General features: G+C 73.1%; 14 protein-coding genes. 8 read left to right on the forward strand and 6 right to left on the reverse strand.

Annotated elements, in window-relative coordinates:
- Positions 1 to 127: 127 nt before the first annotated feature.
- Both ACFU6K_RS10280 and ACFU6K_RS10285 read right to left on the reverse strand, forming a co-directional pair.
- Positions 128 to 1,534, reverse strand: coding sequence for a class II fumarate hydratase (locus ACFU6K_RS10280; RefSeq protein WP_380662123.1), 1,407 nt, complete (start codon positions 1,532 to 1,534; stop codon positions 128 to 130).
- A gap of 213 nt (positions 1,535 to 1,747) precedes the next feature.
- The gene (locus ACFU6K_RS10285; RefSeq protein WP_380662124.1) at positions 1,748 to 2,518 is read right to left on the reverse strand and encodes a carbon-nitrogen hydrolase family protein; all 771 of its coding nucleotides are present in this window, start codon (positions 2,516 to 2,518) and stop codon (positions 1,748 to 1,750) included.
- A 395-nt stretch (positions 2,519 to 2,913) separates the two neighbouring features.
- On the opposite strand from ACFU6K_RS10285, the gene ACFU6K_RS10290 reads away from it, so the two are divergent.
- Positions 2,914 to 4,917: a cholesterol oxidase substrate-binding domain-containing protein gene (locus ACFU6K_RS10290; protein ID WP_380662125.1), complete on the forward strand. Its 2,004-nt coding sequence runs from the start codon at positions 2,914 to 2,916 to the stop codon at positions 4,915 to 4,917.
- Between the two features lie 31 nt (positions 4,918 to 4,948).
- On the opposite strand, the gene ACFU6K_RS10295 is transcribed toward ACFU6K_RS10290, so the two are convergent.
- Positions 4,949 to 5,554, reverse strand: a complete 606-nt coding sequence (locus ACFU6K_RS10295; RefSeq protein ID WP_380662126.1) for a helix-turn-helix domain-containing protein — start codon at positions 5,552 to 5,554, stop codon at positions 4,949 to 4,951.
- Between the two features lie 184 nt (positions 5,555 to 5,738).
- Here ACFU6K_RS10295 and ACFU6K_RS10300 point away from each other — a divergent pair, with 184 nt between their 5' ends.
- Both ACFU6K_RS10300 and ACFU6K_RS10305 read left to right on the forward strand, forming a co-directional pair.
- Entirely contained in the window at positions 5,739 to 6,512 is a 774-nt protein-coding gene (locus tag ACFU6K_RS10300; RefSeq protein ID WP_380662127.1) for an AzlC family ABC transporter permease, read from the forward strand.
- Positions 6,512 to 6,820, forward strand: coding sequence for an AzlD domain-containing protein (locus ACFU6K_RS10305; RefSeq protein ID WP_380662136.1), 309 nt, complete (start codon positions 6,512 to 6,514; stop codon positions 6,818 to 6,820). The genes ACFU6K_RS10300 and ACFU6K_RS10305 overlap by 1 nt, the downstream gene beginning before the upstream one ends.
- Before the next feature lie 65 nt (positions 6,821 to 6,885).
- Here ACFU6K_RS10305 and ACFU6K_RS10310 read toward each other — a convergent pair whose 3' ends face one another.
- Both ACFU6K_RS10310 and ACFU6K_RS10315 read right to left on the reverse strand, forming a co-directional pair.
- Positions 6,886 to 7,212: a hypothetical protein gene (locus ACFU6K_RS10310; protein ID WP_380662128.1), complete on the reverse strand. Its 327-nt coding sequence runs from the start codon at positions 7,210 to 7,212 to the stop codon at positions 6,886 to 6,888.
- 71 nt (positions 7,213 to 7,283) lie between these two features.
- Positions 7,284 to 7,823, reverse strand: a complete 540-nt coding sequence (locus tag ACFU6K_RS10315; RefSeq protein WP_380662129.1) for a GNAT family N-acetyltransferase — start codon at positions 7,821 to 7,823, stop codon at positions 7,284 to 7,286.
- Positions 7,824 to 7,923: 100 nt separating this feature from the next.
- Between ACFU6K_RS10315 and ACFU6K_RS10320 the strand changes: the two genes are divergently transcribed.
- The 5 genes from ACFU6K_RS10320 (at position 7,924) to ACFU6K_RS10340 (ending at position 13,234) form a co-directional block, all read left to right on the forward strand.
- Positions 7,924 to 9,111, forward strand: a complete 1,188-nt coding sequence (locus ACFU6K_RS10320) for an acyl-CoA dehydrogenase family protein (protein WP_380662130.1) — start codon at positions 7,924 to 7,926, stop codon at positions 9,109 to 9,111.
- 76 nt (positions 9,112 to 9,187) lie between these two features.
- A complete protein-coding gene (locus ACFU6K_RS10325) occupies positions 9,188 to 9,565 on the forward strand; it encodes an ADP-ribosylation/crystallin J1 (protein ID WP_380662131.1) in 378 nt (125 codons plus the stop codon).
- 265 nt (positions 9,566 to 9,830) lie between these two features.
- A complete protein-coding gene (locus tag ACFU6K_RS10330; protein ID WP_380662132.1) occupies positions 9,831 to 10,709 on the forward strand; it encodes an alkaline phosphatase family protein in 879 nt (292 codons plus the stop codon).
- A 463-nt stretch (positions 10,710 to 11,172) separates the two neighbouring features.
- Positions 11,173 to 11,655: a hypothetical protein gene (locus ACFU6K_RS10335; RefSeq protein WP_380662133.1), complete on the forward strand. Its 483-nt coding sequence runs from the start codon at positions 11,173 to 11,175 to the stop codon at positions 11,653 to 11,655.
- 241 nt (positions 11,656 to 11,896) lie between these two features.
- A complete protein-coding gene (locus ACFU6K_RS10340) occupies positions 11,897 to 13,234 on the forward strand; it encodes a multidrug effflux MFS transporter (RefSeq protein WP_380662134.1) in 1,338 nt (445 codons plus the stop codon).
- Positions 13,235 to 13,421: 187 nt separating this feature from the next.
- Here ACFU6K_RS10340 and ACFU6K_RS10345 read toward each other — a convergent pair whose 3' ends face one another.
- Positions 13,422 to 15,479: a glycosyl hydrolase family 18 protein gene (locus ACFU6K_RS10345; RefSeq protein ID WP_380662135.1), complete on the reverse strand. Its 2,058-nt coding sequence runs from the start codon at positions 15,477 to 15,479 to the stop codon at positions 13,422 to 13,424.
- Positions 15,480 to 15,991: the final 512 nt, after the last annotated feature.

The raw sequence follows: 15,991 nt of genomic DNA on the forward strand, positions 1-15,991 counted from the left end.
GCCGCGCCCCGGCGCACGTCCTCCGGCGAGGGCGTGGACGAAACCCCGGACGAAACCCCGGACGAAGACCTGGCCGAGGATCGGGACCAAGCCGCACCCCGGCGGGCCCCGGCCGCCGCCCGGCCCGCTAGGGGTGCGTCATCCGCAGCACGTCCAGCGCCTCGTCCAGCTGCTCCTCGGTGAGCCTGCCCTGTTCGACGTAGCCGCGCTCCAGCACCACCTGACGGATCGTCTTGCGCTCGGCCAGCGCCTGCTTGGCGACCTTCGCGGCCTCCTCGTACCCGATGTAGCGGTTCAGCGGCGTCACCACCGAGGGCGAGGACTCCGCGTACTCCCGGGCCCGTTCGACGTTGGCGGTGATGCCGTCCACCGTCCGGTCGGCCAGCAGTCGGGCGCTGTTGGCGAGCAGCCGCACCGACTCCAGCACGTTGCGGGCGATCACCGGGAGCATCACGTTCAGCTCGAAGTTGCCGCTCGCGCCCGCCAGGGTCACCGTCGCGTCGTTGCCCACCACCTGGGCGGCGACCATCAGCACGACCTCGGGCAGCACCGGGTTCACCTTGCCCGGCATGATCGACGAACCCGGCTGGAGGTCCGGCAGGTTGATCTCGCCGAGCCCGGTGCGCGGGCCGGATCCCATCCACCGCAGGTCGTTCGCGATCTTCGTGAACCCGACCGCCACCGTGCGCAGTTGACCGCTCAGTTCGACCAGGGCGTCCCGTGCGCCCTGCGCCTCGAAGTGGTTCCTGGCCTCGGTCAGCGGCAGGTCGGTGGCGCGGGCTACCTCCGCGATGACGGCCGCCGGGAAGCCGGGCGGGGTGTTGATCCCGGTGCCCACCGCCGTGCCGCCGAGCGGGAGTTCGGCCACCCGGGGGAGGGTGGCCAGCAGCCGCTCCCGCCCGTGCCGCACCTGCGCCGCGTAGCCGCCGAACTCCTGGCCGAGCGTGACGGGCGTGGCGTCCATCAGGTGCGTGCGGCCCGACTTGACCACCCGGGCGAACTCGGCGGCCTTGCGCTCCAACGACTCCGCGAGGTGCTCCAGCGCCGGGACCAGGTCGTGGGTGACGGCGCCGGTGGCGGCGATGTGGATCGAGGACGGGAAGACGTCGTTGGACGACTGGCTGGCGTTGACGTGGTCGTTCGGGTGGACCGGCCGGCCCAGCCGCTCCCCGGCCAGGGTGGCGATCACCTCGTTGGTGTTCATGTTGGACGAGGTGCCCGAGCCGGTCTGGAACACGTCCACCGGGAACTGGTCGTCCCAGCGCCCCTCCGCGACCTCCTCGGCCGCCGCCGCGATCGCCTCCGCCGTCTCCTCGTCCAGCACCCCGAGCCGGGCGTTCACCCGGGCGGCTGCCGCCTTGATCCGGGCCAGCGCGGCGATGTGCGCCCGCTCCAGCCGCTGACCGGACACCGGGAAGTTCTCCACCGCCCGCTGTGTCTGCGCCTGCCACTTCGCGTCGGCCGGCACCCGGACCTCGCCCATCGAGTCGTGCTCGATCCGGTACTCCTGCGGCTTCTCCTGCTGGCCACCCATCGCGCGCTGCACCTCCTGTACGGGCCCGACCGGGCCCGGAACGGATCTCCGATCACCACAGCCGCGAGCGGGGCCCGGGTATTTCCGGTCGGGGTGACCCGGTTCCCGGTTCCCGGTTCCCGGTTCCGGGGTCCGGGCTCCTGGCGTCGAGGCGGCTCGGCTTCCGGGGCCGGGGTCCCGCTGTCGAGGCGGCTCTGGCTCCCGGGCAGGCGCCTACTGCCGGGGCGGCTCGGTACGGGCCACCTCGGCGCGGACCACCTCGGCGCGGACCAGCTCGCCCGGGGCGGTACCGGCCTGGGCGACGAGGCCGCCGCCCGGGGCCCAGACGCCGGAGCCGCCCGAGCTGTCCGGGTACTCGCCGGTGGTCCCGGCGCAGGTCGCGAGCACGCACCAGACCCCGTGGGCGGCGGCCCGGTCGCGGACGTGGCCGTCCCGGCGCTCGGCCTGGGCGGCGCCGGGCCCGTAGAGGGTGGAGGCCACGTAGGCGTCGATGCCGAGCGCGGCGGTCTCCTCGGCGTGCGTCGGATCGGCGGCGTCCGCGCAGACGGCGAGCCCGAGCCGCAGACCGTCCAGCTCCAGGACGACGGGCTTCTCGCCCGGGGCGAAGCGCTCGACCTCGGCGCCGTGCAGGCGCATCTTCCGGTAGACGACCTCGGCGCCCTCCCCGGTGACCGCCAGCGTGGCGATGGACTCGCGCCCGTCGGCCTCGATCACCGGCGCCCCGACCAGGGCGACGGCACCGGTCGCGGCGCAGGCCGCCACCAGCGGTGCGAGCCGGGCGTCCGCCGGGTCGACGGCCGGTGCGGTCAGGTCGTAGCCGGTCAGCGACAGCTCGGGGAACACCACCAGCCGGGTGCCCGCCTCCCGTACCGCCACGGCGTGCAGGGCCACGTTCTCGGACACGGTGTCCGGACGGCCGGCGGCGGCGCAGACGGGCTGGGCGACGGCGACCGTCAGCGGCCCGGGCATGGGACGTGCGGGCACGGGCGGGTTCGCGGACGAGGGCATGGCGGGGCCTCCGGTGGGCGGGATGGGTGACCGTGATCAATGGGGCGACCGTGATCAACCTATGCGCCCGCCGAGGACCCGGGCAACGGAGTCCGGACGAGGAGCTGTGCAGGTGGACGGGGTTCCCGGGGCGGATCGGACCTATCTCACTCGAAGGAGTGAGATCCCCGGCGGGTGCTTCAAACGGCCGTACGCCCCTCCATACGCTCCAGACCGGGCCGGGCGGATTCCGGCCGGACCCGGATCGCCGCAGCTCGGCCCGGGGGGACCAGCGCGAAGGGGCGGACGGACGGATGACCACAGGACACGGCTCGATGGGCGGAACGGGTGACGGGGCGACACCGGAAGGGATGACCCCCATGAATACACCCATGAATACCCCCATGTATGCCCAGGTGGACGCCGCTGCGGACGCCCCGACGGAGGCCCCCACGGGCGCCCGGGCGCAGGCCCCGGCGAGAGCCTCGTCGACCGCCCCGGCGGGCACGCGCAGGAGCACCTCCGGCGGCCTCACCCGCCGACAGCTGCTGGGCGCGTCGGCGGTGCTCGGCGGCGCGGCCTGGCTGCTGCGCGGCACCGTCGGCCCGGACAGCGCCGAGGCCGCCGGGCCCGTACCGCCCGGGCTGCCGGTCGGCACCGAGCTCTACCAGCGGGTCTTCCAGAACTGGTCCGGCGAGATCCGCACCGACCAGCTGTGGACCTGCGCGCCCCGCACCCCCGAGGAGGTCCCGGCCCTCGCCGACTGGGCGCACGCCAACGGCTGGCGGCTGCGCGCCTCCGGGTACCGGCACACCTGGGCGCCGCTCACCGTCGCCGCCGGGACCCCGGAGAGCGCCCGGGTCCTGCTCGTGGACACCAGCCGGTACCTCACCGCCATCAGCGCCGACTCGCCCGGCACCGTCCGGGTGCAGACCGGCGCCACCATGGAGGCCCTGCTCGCGCACCTGGCCCAGCGCGGCCTCGGCCTGACCGCCTGCCCGGCCCCCGGCGAGCTCACCGTCGGCGGTGTGCTCGCCATCGGCGGCCACGGCACCGCCGCCGCGGCGGTCGGGGAGGTACGGCCGGAGGGGCACGGCTACGGCTCGGTCAGCAACCAGGTCGTCCGACTCACCGCCGTCGTCCTCGACCCGGCCACCGGCCGCTACACGCTGCGCACCTTCGACCGCTCCGAGGCCGACAGCGCCGCCTTCCTGGTGCACCTGGGCCGCGCCTTCCTCACCGAGGTGGTGCTGCGGGCCGGCGCCGACCGCCCGTTGCGCTGCGTCAGCCGGCTCGACATCCCGGCGAGCGAGCTCTTCGCCCGCCCGGGTAGCGGCAGTGGGGCCGGCGCGGGGACCGGCGGCGGGCTCGGCGGAGTGCTCGGGGGAGTGCTGGGCGGCGTCCTCGGTGGCGGGGGAGGCCCGCGTACCCTCGCCGACTTCGTGGACCGCGACGGCCGGGTCGAGGCGATCTGGTTCGCCTACACCGAGTACCCCTGGCTCAAGACCTGGAGCGTCACCCCGAACAAGCCGCTCGCCTCCCTCTCCGTCGACCGCCCCTACAACTACCCCTTCTCGGACAGCATTCCGGAGCCGGTCGCCCGGCTCGCCGGGGAGATCGTCACCGGCGCCTGGGCATCGGCCCCGCTGTTCGGCCAACTCCAGTACCTGGTCGCGAAGGTGGGGCTCACCGGCGACATCACGGACATCCTGCTCTCCGGCGACCTGCTGCGCCAGCTGCTCAGCGGCGAGGCGCTCACCCACCTGCTCGCCGGCGGACTGCACTCCGACCTCTGGGGCCCTTCCCGCACCCTGCTCCAGTACGTCCGCCCGACCACCCTGCGGGTCACCGCCAACGGCTACGCCATCCTCACCAAGCGTGCCGACCTCCAGTGGGTGGTGAGCGAATTCGCCGCCTACTACCGGGAGTTGCTCGCCACCTACCAGGCCCGGGGCGAGTTCCCGGTGAACGGCGCGGTGGAGATCCGGGTCACCGGCCTGGACGACCCGGCCGCCTCCGGCGTCCCCGGCGCCCGGCCCCCGCTGCTGTCCGCGCTGCGCCCCCGCGCCGACCGCCCGGAGTGGGACACCGCGGTCTGGCTGGACGTCCTCGCCTTCCCCGGCACCCCCGGACTGGAGCGCTTCGCCCGGGAGTTGGAGCAGTGGCTGCTGCGCACCTTCGACGGCACCCGGGCGGGCCTGCGGGTCGAGTGGTCCAAGGGCTGGGCCTACACCGACGCCGCCGCCTGGTCCGACCCGGACATGATCGGCCGGGCCATCCCCGACAGCCTGCGGGCCGGCGGCGGGCCCGGCTGGGACGAGGCGGTCGCCGTCCTGGACCGTCACGACCCGCACCGGGTGTTCGGAAACCCCTTCCTGGACGGGCTGTTGAAGTAGCCCGTGCCTACTCGGGGGTGCTGACTGATCGTCAGATGTGTTCCATGACGATCACCGCGAGGGTGTCCGGGGCCAGGGCGCGGAACACGTGCGGAGCGTCGCCCGGGTAGCTCACGTAGTCGCCCGGTCCCAGTTCCACCGGCGCCTCCGTCGGCCCGACCAGCGCCCGCCCGGCGCCGATCAGCACGTGCTCGACGGTGCCGGGCATGTGCGGGTCGGAGGCCCTGGTCTCGCCCGGCTGCGCCTCGATCCGGTAGATGTCGCGCCGGGCATTGGGTGGGCAGGCGGAGAGTACGGTGGCGGCGTAGTCGGCGCGCTCGGAGTGGGTCACCGGGCCCTCGCCGACCCGGATCACCCTGACCACCGGGCGCGGCGGATCGACCAGCCGGCTGAACGGCACGTTCAGTGCGACCCCGAGCGCCCAGAGCGTCTCCACGCTGGGGTTGCCCGCACCCGACTCCAGCTGGGACAGGGTGGATTTGGCGATGCCCGCACGCCGGGCCAGCTCGGCCATCGACAGACCGCTGCGCTCGCGCTCGCGTCGGATCGAGGCGGCGATCTGGCCGATCAGCTCGGTGCCGTTGCCGCCAGTGCTGCCGCCGCCGGGGCCCGTTGCCGGGGTGCTCTGGTCACTCATGCTCGCCACTCACGCTTTCCTCCTGGCCCCTTCCACTTCCACGGTTCCCGGTGCGGCTGATGTCGCCGTTCATGCTGCCACGGTCGGTCGCGCCGACCGTACCGACCACGTCGGCCATCGTTCGCTGGATCGGTCCACCTGTTCGCCTTGACGAACTAGGTCCGAGCGGTTCACTCTAGTGAACATGCGTTCGCTACTTCGAACACTGGAGCGCGCCACCCTTCGGGACGTCGCCCTGGTCTGCCTGGCCGACGCCCTCGTCGGCGCCTCCTTCGGCGCGATCAGCGTCTCCGGCGGTCTGCCGCTCTGGGTGCCGGTCGCCCTTTCCGCCCTGGTGTTCGCCGGCGGTTCCCAGTTCGCGGCGGTCGGCGTGGTGCTCTCCGGCGGCGGTGCGCTCGCCGCGGTCGCCACCGGACTGGTGCTCAACGCCCGGCTGCTGCCCTTCGGCTTCACCGTGGCCGACGTGCTCGACGGCCCCTGGTGGCGGCGCCTGCTGGGTGCGCAGCTGCTCACCGACGAGACCGCCGCCTTCGCCCTGCGGCAGAACGAGCCGCGCCGACGCCAGGCCGTGTACTGGCTCTGCGGGATCGCGCTGTTCGTGGTCTGGAACGTCTCGGTGCTGCTCGGCGCGCTCGCGGGCGGGCTGATCGGCGACACGGACGCGCTCGGCCTGGACGCCGCCTTCCCGGCGGTGCTGCTCGCCCTCGTCCTGCCCTCGCTCGTGGATCGCCGAAGCCGTACGGCGGCGCTGGTGGGTGCGGTGGTCGCGGTCGCCGCCACGCCGTTCGTCCCGGCCGGGCTGCCGGTGCTGCTGGCCCTCGTCGGGCTGCTGTTCGCCGGACGGCCGGTGGCGGGGGAGGCGGCCCGGAGAGCCGCGGACGAGCGGAACGCGGTGAAGGGGGAGAGTGCGGTGAACGGGGAGAGTGCCGTGAACAGTGAGAAGGAGACGGCCCGATGATGCCGATGTACGCCGTTCTGCTGCTCGCGGCCGGAACGTACGCCTACCGGCTCGCCGGGCCGCTGCTCGCCGGCCGGCTCGCCCTCTCGGAGCGGCTGCGCCACCTGCTGGCCGTCGCGGCGACGGTGCTCCTCGTCGCCCTGATCGCAACCGGTGCGCTGACCCAGGGGCACGACTTCGCGGGATGGGCCCGACCGGCGGGCGTGCTGGTCGCAGGAGTGCTGGTGCTGCGCCGGGCGCCGTTCCCGGCGGTGGTGGTCGCCGGTGCGGCGACGACGGCGGTGTTGCGGCTCTGCGGGGTGGGGTGACGGCTGACAGAGTTTGAAATCTGTTATCTGTTATCTGTCATCTGTTCGCCGTCGCCCGTCCTTCGTCACCCGTCCTCCGCGTCCCCCTCGGCCAGGCGCTCCGCCTGGACCTCCGGTCGCGTGCTGTCCCACAACAGCTCCCACACCTTGAACACGCAGTGGTAGTCGCGCATGCTCCCCTGTGAGATCAGCAGGTAGGTGTCCCCGTCGCGGAGCAGCGTCCGCCGTCGGCTGTTGAACGGATGCTGCGGGGTGTAGGAGGGGACGAGTCGCCTCAGCTCCTCGACGGCCTCCTCGCGGCTGCCTTCGACCTCTGAGAGCACCTTGCTGCCCCAGGTCCGGTCGTGCCCGGTGCCCACCGTCTCCTCCACGACCAGCGCCCAACGTGCCATGCCCTGCCCCCGTTCCGTCCCGATCCGTTGTGTTCCCACGGCCCGCCCGGCCCGCCCGACCCGTCGACCCGTCAGCGCGTCGGTGACTTGAAGAAGATGGTGGTCGGCCGGAGCACGCCCGCCGGGTCGGCCGCGAAGTCCGGCACCGAGCCGACCCGGGTCCAGCCCGCCGCCTCGTAGAGCCGCTCCGCCGGGCTTCCGGTCTCGGTGTCCAGCACCAGCAGCCGGATGCCCAGCTCCACCGCCCGTTCCTCCAGGGCCGCCAGCAGCCGTCCCGCCAGCCGGTGTCCGCGATCGGCGGGGTGCACCATCAGCTTGGCCACCTCGCCCCGGTGGCGGCCGTTCGCGGTGGTGGCCGGCCGCAGCTGCACCGTGCCGGCCAGCCGTCCGTCGGTCCGGTTCCGGGCGGTCCACAGCACCAGCCGCCCTGCCGCGAGGTCCGGGCCGAGCGCCCGCCACCACGTCGTGGCCTCGTCGGGCGCCAGCGGGGCGAGGAACCCGATCGAGGCGCCGCCGTGCACGGTCTCCATCAGGAGCCCGGCGAACTCCTCCGCCGAGTCGTCCAGCTCCTGGGCCGTCACCTCGCCGACCACGTACGCACCGTCGGACATGTCGCCATCCTCACTCGTTCGCGCCCGCCCACCGCTCGGCCGGGTGCGCGATACTCGCCGGTATTCCGTTGGTATTCCGCCGAGAGTACAAGGAGCTTCAATGACGAAGCCGACCCGGATCGACCCGTCCGACCTGCTCGCCGTCGGCGACCTGCTCTCGGACGAGGAGCGGCTGATCCGCGACACCGTCCGCCGGTTCACCGAGGAGCGCATCCGCCCGCACATCGGCGACTGGTTCGAGCGCGGGGTCTTCCCGGTCCGCGAGCTGGCCCCCGAGCTCGGCGCCCTGGGCGTGCTCGGCATGCACCTCGACGGCTACGGCTGCGCGGGCGCCGACGCGGTGGCGTACGGGGTGGCCTGCATGGAGTTGGAGGCGGCCGACTCCGGGCTGCGCAGCTTCGTCTCCGTCCAGGGCTCGCTCGCCATGCGCTCGATCCACGCCTTCGGCTCCGAGGAGCAGAAGCAGCGCTGGCTGCCCGGCATGGCCGCCGGCGAACTGATCGGCTGCTTCGGCCTCACCGAGCCGGACTTCGGTTCGGACCCCGCCAACATGCGGACCCGGGCGGTGCGGAAGGGCGGCGAGGGCGGTGACTGGGTGCTGTCCGGCAGCAAGATGTGGATCACCAACGGCAGCATCGCCGACGTCGCCGTGGTCTGGGCGCAGACCGAGGAGGGCGTGCGCGGCTTCCTGGTCGAGCGCGGCACCCGCGGCCTGACCGCCACCGACGTGCACGGCAAGCTCTCGCTGCGCGCCTCCGTCACCAGCGAGCTGGCCTTCGACGAGGTGGTGCTGCCCGCCGACGCCGTGCTGCCCGGGGTGGTCGGCCTGCGCGGACCGCTCTCCTCCCTCAACGAGGCCCGCTACGGCATCCTCTGGGGCACCGTCGGAGCCGCCCGCGACTGCTACACCGCCGCCCTGGACTACGCCAAGAGCCGGATCCAGTTCGACCGCCCGATCGCGGGATTCCAGCTGACCCAGCAGAAGCTGGTCGAGATGATGCTGGAGGTCGAGAAGGCCTACCTGGTCGCCCTGCGGATCGGGCGGCTCAAGGAGCAGGGCGCGGCCCGCCCGCCGCACATCAGCTTCGGCAAGCTCAACAACGTCCGCACCGCGCTGGAGATCGCCCGCAGCGCCCGGACGGTGCTCGGCGCCAACGGCATCACCACCGAGTACCCGGTGCTGCGGCACGCCAACAACCTGGAGTCGGTGCTCACCTACGAGGGCACCAGTGAGATCCACACCCTGGTCCTCGGCGAGGCCATCACCGGCGAGTCCGCCTACCGCTGACGGGCTGCCGCCCGCCCCCTCCCGGCCCGGGAAATCCGGTGGCCGGGCCCGTCGCGGCCCGGCTACCGTCCCTGCCATGACCAGCCAGTACGCCCCGACGCGGCCCCCGACCACCACCCTCTGGCGCCCCACCGGCCCGGAGGAGCTGGCCCTGGTCGAGGCCGCCGACCGGCGTGCCTGGCCGCCCCGCCTGCCCGAGCAGCCGATCTTCTACCCCGTCCTCAACGAGGACTACGCGATCCGGATCGCCCGGGACTGGAACGTGCCCGCCTCCGGCGTCGGCTACGTCACCCGCTTCGAGGTCGACACCGCCTTCCTCGCCCGCTACCCCGTCCAGCGGGCGGGCGGCCGGACGATCCTCGAACTCTGGGTGCCCGCCGAGGAGTTGGTCGAATTCAACCGGCACATCGTCGGCCGCATCGAGGTGGTCCACGAGTTCCGCCCGCAGTCGTGACCCGCCCCCGCCGTCCAAAGCCCCGACTCCCCGCCGGCCGCCGGCCGCCCGCAGCGTCGGCATGGTCGGCGGGGCCGGCCCGTTTCGTACGGTCCCGGTCGGGCCCGGACCGCCCCGGTGGCCTCCCGGCGCTCTTCCGACACCTTTCGGACACCCGGCGTTCGGTGAGGTGACGCCGACCGGTACGCCGGTCGGTGGAGCATGGCGCGGTCGGCGGCGCCCTCGGCGGGCGCGGTCGGATGCGCACGACCGAAAGGAACGCCCCATGTCCGCTGCCCAGTGGCCCCGCCCCCGCGTGCTCGTCGTCGGGATCGACGGTGTCCGCCACGACTACCTGGCTCAGGTGCCGATGCCGCGCCTGGAGGAGGTCGCCGAGGCCGGGTTCCTGGTGCCGGTCACGGTCGCGGACGGCACGCCCACCATGTCCGGGCCGTGCTGGACCACCATCGTGACCGGGGTCGAGCCCGCCAAACACGGGGTCTGGGGCAACCATCTGGGCGGCAACCGGCTCGACGTGTTCCCCGACTTCGCCACCCGCCTCGCCCGGGGCGACCGCCGCCGCACCTTCGTCGCGGCCGGCTGGGACCCGCTGATGATCAACGAGTCCGGCGGCCCGCTGTTCCGCGCCCCTGGCCGGCTCTCCTACGTGGCCCCCGCCGAGGACACCCCCGAGGCCTGGGAGGCGGTGGACGAGGAGGTCGTCCGGGAGGCCGTCCACGTCCTCGGCGCCGCCGACCCCGAGGCCTCCTTCGTCTACCTCGGCGCCGTCGACGAGACCGCCCACTTCCTGGGCTGCGGCGACGAGTACCGCGCGTCCATGCGCACCGCCGACGAGCGCCTCGGCCGCCTCCTCGACGCCATCCGCGGCCGGGCGACCTACGCCGAGGAGCAGTGGACGGTCATCGTCGTCACCGACCACGGGCACGTGGACGCCGGTGGCCACGGCGGCCGTACGGTCGAGGAGCGGACGGCCTGGGTCGCCTGCGCCGGGCACGGTATCCCGGCCGGCCCGCCCACCGGCGAGATCCGCCATCCGGACGTCGCCGCGCAGGTGTACGCCTCCCTGCTGCGCCCGATCGACCCGCACTGGACCCTCGACGGCCGCCCGTTCCCGCTGGCCAGGCAGATACCGGCGGCGGTCTGAGCGGCGGGCGGTCCGCATCCGGGGGCATCGGTGCCCCCGGGTGCAGCAGGCCGGGCTGCGGCGGAGCCGGGCTTGAGCAAGGCTCGATCGGGGCTCGGGCCGCGCTCGATTCGGGCGTGCCAACCTGAGCGCCGGAGCGGCACGCGTCCGAGCCCGTCGGGCCCGGAGTCCGTGGGACCCGGAGCCCGTGGGGCCCGGAACCCGTGGGGCCCGGAACCCGTGGGCGCCTCAGGGTCCCTGCCGAAGGACATACGCCTGAAGGTGGAGAAGGTACCCCGTGGGTTGGAGACAAGATCGCGACCTGGTGGTGACGATCCGACGGGTCGGGACGGGCCACGATGGTTGCACCGGACGGTGGAGCACGCCGACCGGGTCGGCGGCGCAGACCTGAGCGGCCGCCGGCGGCGGAGACGAGCGGTCGGCAACGGCCGCACCGGTCACGACACGGAGAGGACAGCCGGGCATGAAGGGCATCGTGAGCAAGGTCGCGCTGGGAGTCGCGGGTACCGGCATGGCCGTCGCCGTGGCGGCCGTGGCAGTCGGCCCGCGGGTGTCCGACTGGTACGACGAGCGCCACCAGCAGCAGGGCTCGTACGAGACCGGCACCCAGGCCAAGGCCGACCGCCGGTCGATGCCGACCTGGCTGCCCGACAACGCCTCCGGGGTGAAGTACCTGATGTCCACCAAGGGTGACGACCGCCTGCTGCGCGCCACCCTCCCGGAGGAGCGGCTGCCCGTCGGCTGCACCGCCGGGCTGCCGGGCAAGAGCGCGCACCCGGTGCCGGAGTCGCTCAAGGCCGGCTGGTTCCCCGAGGGCGTCGTGACCAAGGTCAGCGGCACCTGCGGGTACTACAACGTGGCGCTGACCGGCAACCAGCTCTACGCGTGGCAGGACGGCGCGGCCGTGCAGGCGGCACTGCGCGCCGAGCACGTCGCCAAGCGCTGAGCGCGTCGCCAAGCGCTGAGCGCTGAGCGCGACCAGGGAACGGAACGGAACGGAACAGCCCGCCGGGCACCGGAAGGTGCGGGCGGGCCGTCGCCGTGTGCGGGCCGGAAACGGGCGGCGGGCGACCCGCCCGGCGCACCCCCACAGCCGGACAGCACGCACCCCCGCTGTCGGAACCGGACCGTGCTGCGGTAGGACGGAGCGCGAACGAACCCCACGTCGCCCGTCCGTAAGGAGAACCATGCCCGGCCCGACCGTCGGCCCCACCGACGACACGTCGACCGCTGCCGCCACCACCGTCGCCCCCGCATCCGTCGCCGCGCCCGCATCCGTCGCCGCGCCCGCATCCGTCGCCGCGCCCGCCACCGACCGGACCCGTCCCGGCTGGGCCGTGATCGCCGCCCTCGGCGGCCTCACCGCGCTCGGTCCGCTCACCACCGACCTCTACCTGCCGGGCCTGCCCGCGATCGCCGACGACCTGGTCGCCCAGCCGGCCGCCGTCCAGCTCACCCTGACCTTCTCGATGTTCGGGGTCGCCGCCGGGCAGCTGCTCTTCGGGCCGCTCAGCGACCGCTACGGGCGCCGGGTGCCGCTGCTCGCCGGGCTCGTCCTCTACACCCTGTCCAGCGTGGTGTGCGTGTTCGCGCCGAACCTGGCGGTGCTGATCGCCGCCCGCTTCGTCCAGGGCGCGGCCGGTTCCGCCGGGCTGGTGATCGGACGCGCCGTCTCCCGGGACCGCTTCCAGGGCGTCGCGCTGCTGCGCTTCCTCGCCTCGATCGCCCTGATATCCGGGCTGGCGCCGATCCTCGCCCCGATCATCGGCGCGCAGCTGATGCGGTTCACCTCGTGGCGCGGCACCTTCGGCGTGCTGACGGCGCTCGGGCTGCTGCTCACCCTGGTCTCCTTCGGGGTGCTGCGCGAGACGCTGCCGCCGGAGATCCGGGACCGTGGCGGGGTGGGCGCGACCCTGCGGACGATGGGACGGCTGCTGGGCAACCTGCCGTTCCTCGGGCTGGCGCTGACCAGCTCCCTCGCCTTCGGGGCGCTGTTCGGCTACATCAGCGGGTCGTCGACGGTGCTCCAGCACGTGTACCAGGTCTCGCCGCAGACCTACAGCCTGCTGTTCGGGCTGAACTCGTTCGCGATCGTCGTGATGACCCAGGTGAACGGGCGCGTGCTGGCGCCGCGCTTCACACAGCGGGTGCTGATGCTGGGCAGCCTCGCGGCGGCGGTCGCCGCCGGGGTGGCGCTGGTGCTGCTGACCACGGTGTGGGACTTCGGGCTGGCCGGGTTCTGCCCGCCGCTGTTCGTGATGATGGGCAGCCTGGGCGTGCTGCTGCCGAACACCGCAGCCCAGGCGCTCGGCCTGGTCGAGCCGCAGGTGGCGGGTACCGCGTCGGCGCTGCTCGGGACGGGCAACTTCCTGTGCGCCGCGGTGGTCGCGCCGCTGAGCAGCCTCGGCGGTCAGCCGTCGGCGGTGCTGCTGGCGCTGGTGGTCCTGGTCTGCGGAGTGCTCGCGACGGTGGTCTACCTGGCGCTGTGCCGACCGGAGCGGATGCGGGCGGCGGCGGGCGGCTGACGGGCGGCAGCGCCGCGGCCGGCGGCCGGACAACTGGCGACGGACCGATGCCAGCGGACGGATGCCAGCGAACGGGTAACAGCGAACAGAAGACGGATGACAGCTGACAGATGATGAAATCTGTCAGCTGTCATCCGTTATCCGTTATCCGTTGCTCGTCAACCGTCATTCGTCACCCGAGGCGGCCTCAGGCGATGGAGAAGTCATCCCCGTACACGTTGCCCTGGCCGTACCAGCCGTGCAGGTACACGGAGACGGTGCCGTTGGCGCCGGTGGTGAAGGGGACGGACAGCTTGGTCCAGCCGGAGGAGTTGGCCCACGCGCTGGCGGTGGCGCCGCCGTTGACACCGATGTAGGCGTAGTTGCCCTGCACCCAACCGCTCAGGGTGTAGCTGGTGTTGGGCTTCAGGGTGACGGTCTGCGCGCACTCGCCGGTCTGGCCGGCGGTGGCCGCGGCCTGGAGCGCCTTGGCGCCGGAGTGGACCGGGGTGGAGACCACGGCACCGCCGCTCTGGCAGGTCCACGGGGTCAGGCTGCCGCTCTCCAGGTCGCCGTTGACCACGCCGGTGGTCGGCGTGGTGCCGGTGACCGTCAGCGTGTAGGACGCGATGTGGCTGCCGGAGGCCCCGGTGGCGCTGATGCCCAGCGGGTAGGTGCCCGGAGCCACGTCCGCGGCGGTGGAGATGTTCAGAGTGGCGCTGTTGCCGGCGGTGACGCTGCCGGGGGTGATGGTGGCGGTGATGCCGACGCGCGGCTCGCTGATGACCGCGAGGTTGAGGTTCTGCGCCGAGCCGGCGGTGACCGCCGTCGAGATGGTGGCCGAGGTGGACGAACCAGCGGCGACCGTACCGGAGTTCGGGTTCACGGCGACCGAGAAGTCATTGCCGGGCTGGGCGCCGGTGACGGTCAGGGTGAAGGTGCTGGTGTGGCTGCCGGAGGCCGCCGAGCCGGTGACCGTGATCGGGTAGCTCCCGGGCGTCACCGAGGAGGTGGTGCCGATGTTCAGCGTGGCGCTGTTGCCCGCCGTGACGCTGCCGGGGGTGACGGTGGCGGTGACGCCGGCCGGGGCGCCGCTGACCGTGAGGTTGACGCTCTGTGCGGAACCCGCTGTCACGGCCGTCGCGATGGTGGCCGAGGTGGACGAACCGGCCGCGACCGTGGCGGAGTTCGGGCTGGCCGACACCGAGAAGTCGTTGCTCACCGTCGAGCCGCTGGTGAACGGCGCGAAGATGTGGGTGAAGTCCCAGGTGTTCTGGGCGATCCCGGAGCAGTTGTCGTTGCCGGCCGTGCCCGGGCAGCCGCCGTTGTCGCGCTGGAGCGCCCAGAAGGACAGCGTGTTGATGCCCTTGGAGACCGCCCAGTTGTACACGGTGTTGGCGTTGGCCAGGGTGAAGGTCTCGGCCGGACCGAAGTCGTCGACACCGATCATCTCGATGATCCCGATCGAACCCCACAACTGGGCGGGGGTCTTGGACGGGTAGAGCTTGGCGAGCTGGTTGTAGAGGCCCTGCGCGGAGGTCTGGGTGTCGGCCGCCATGTCGTGGGCGGCGTTGTCGTAGTAGTCGAAGGTCATCATGTTGACGACATCGATCCGCGCGTTGTTGCTGACCGCGTTCTTCAGCACCGCGAGCCCGCTGCTGGCCAGCCCGGAGGTGGTGGTGGGCAGCGTGTAGGAGAACTGGATGTTCCGTCCGTTGGCGGCGGCCCAGTCCTGCACGAGCTTGATGGCCTTGTTGCGGCGGTCGATCCCGGCGGTGTTGGTCAGCGAGTTGTCCTCGATGTCGAGGTCGATCCGGCTGACGTCGTAGGTGGTGATCACGTTCTCGAAGGCGGCCGCGATCTGGTTGACATCGGTGCAGCTGTCGGCGATCTCGGTGCCGGTGTTGTCGGCGGTGTAGCCGCCGAAGGAGGGGATCACGTCCCCGCCGTTGGCGCGGATGGTCGCGATGTCGGCGCCGAAGCTCGCGGAGGACACCGGCTTGGAGGTGTCGCCGTTCCAGTACGGCGTGCAGGAGCCCTTGGTGGCGGCCTGGAGGAACGCCATGGTCAGGTGCTTGGCGCCGGACTGCGCGGCCAGCTGGGCCGGGCTCTGCCCGGTCCAGGACTCGAAGTAGGGGGCGAAGACCCGGCTGGGAAGCGGCGTGGCGGCCTGGGCGGAGCTCGTCCCGGCGGCGACCAGGCCGGCCGAGGCGGCCAGTGTGGCGCAGGCCGTCAACACGGCCTGGACTGTTCGGCGAAGGCGCATGGATGTCTCCAACAGACTTGGTGGGGCAGGACGTTGGGGAGGTGCGGTCGGTCCGGGTGGGGCGGCCGTGTGGGGTCGGCGGCGGCCCCGGGACCGGGTCGGAACCGGGAGTACGGGGATGTGCGGGGAAGTGCGGGGGAGTGCGGGCGTGCGAAGGCCCACCGACTCGCGTGGACGCGGGCGGCGTGCGGATGCGCGCGCCGTACGGAGCGGGGGTGGAGCGGAGCATGGCAGGGCAGGGCAGTGCCTCAGCCGCCGGTGGTCACACCCCCACAGTGCATCCCGGTCGGATCGACATGCTTATGTTTGGACTAGACCACTGGTCTGTCAAGAGACCTAACAGTTCGTCAGCATACGGCCCGCGCGACAGAAGGGGGCGGACCGGCACCCGGGCGGGTCGGCTGCCGGTGGGGCTCGCCGGAAGGAGGATGTCGGACACTCCGGGCGGCGGTGCCGGTGACGGCAAGGGGTGCCGGAAGCGAGAAGACCGTGGCCGCGCACCCGAAAAGGGG

Source organism: Kitasatospora sp. NPDC057512 (assembly GCF_042802135.1).
Lineage (GTDB): Bacteria > Actinomycetota > Actinomycetes > Streptomycetales > Streptomycetaceae > Kitasatospora.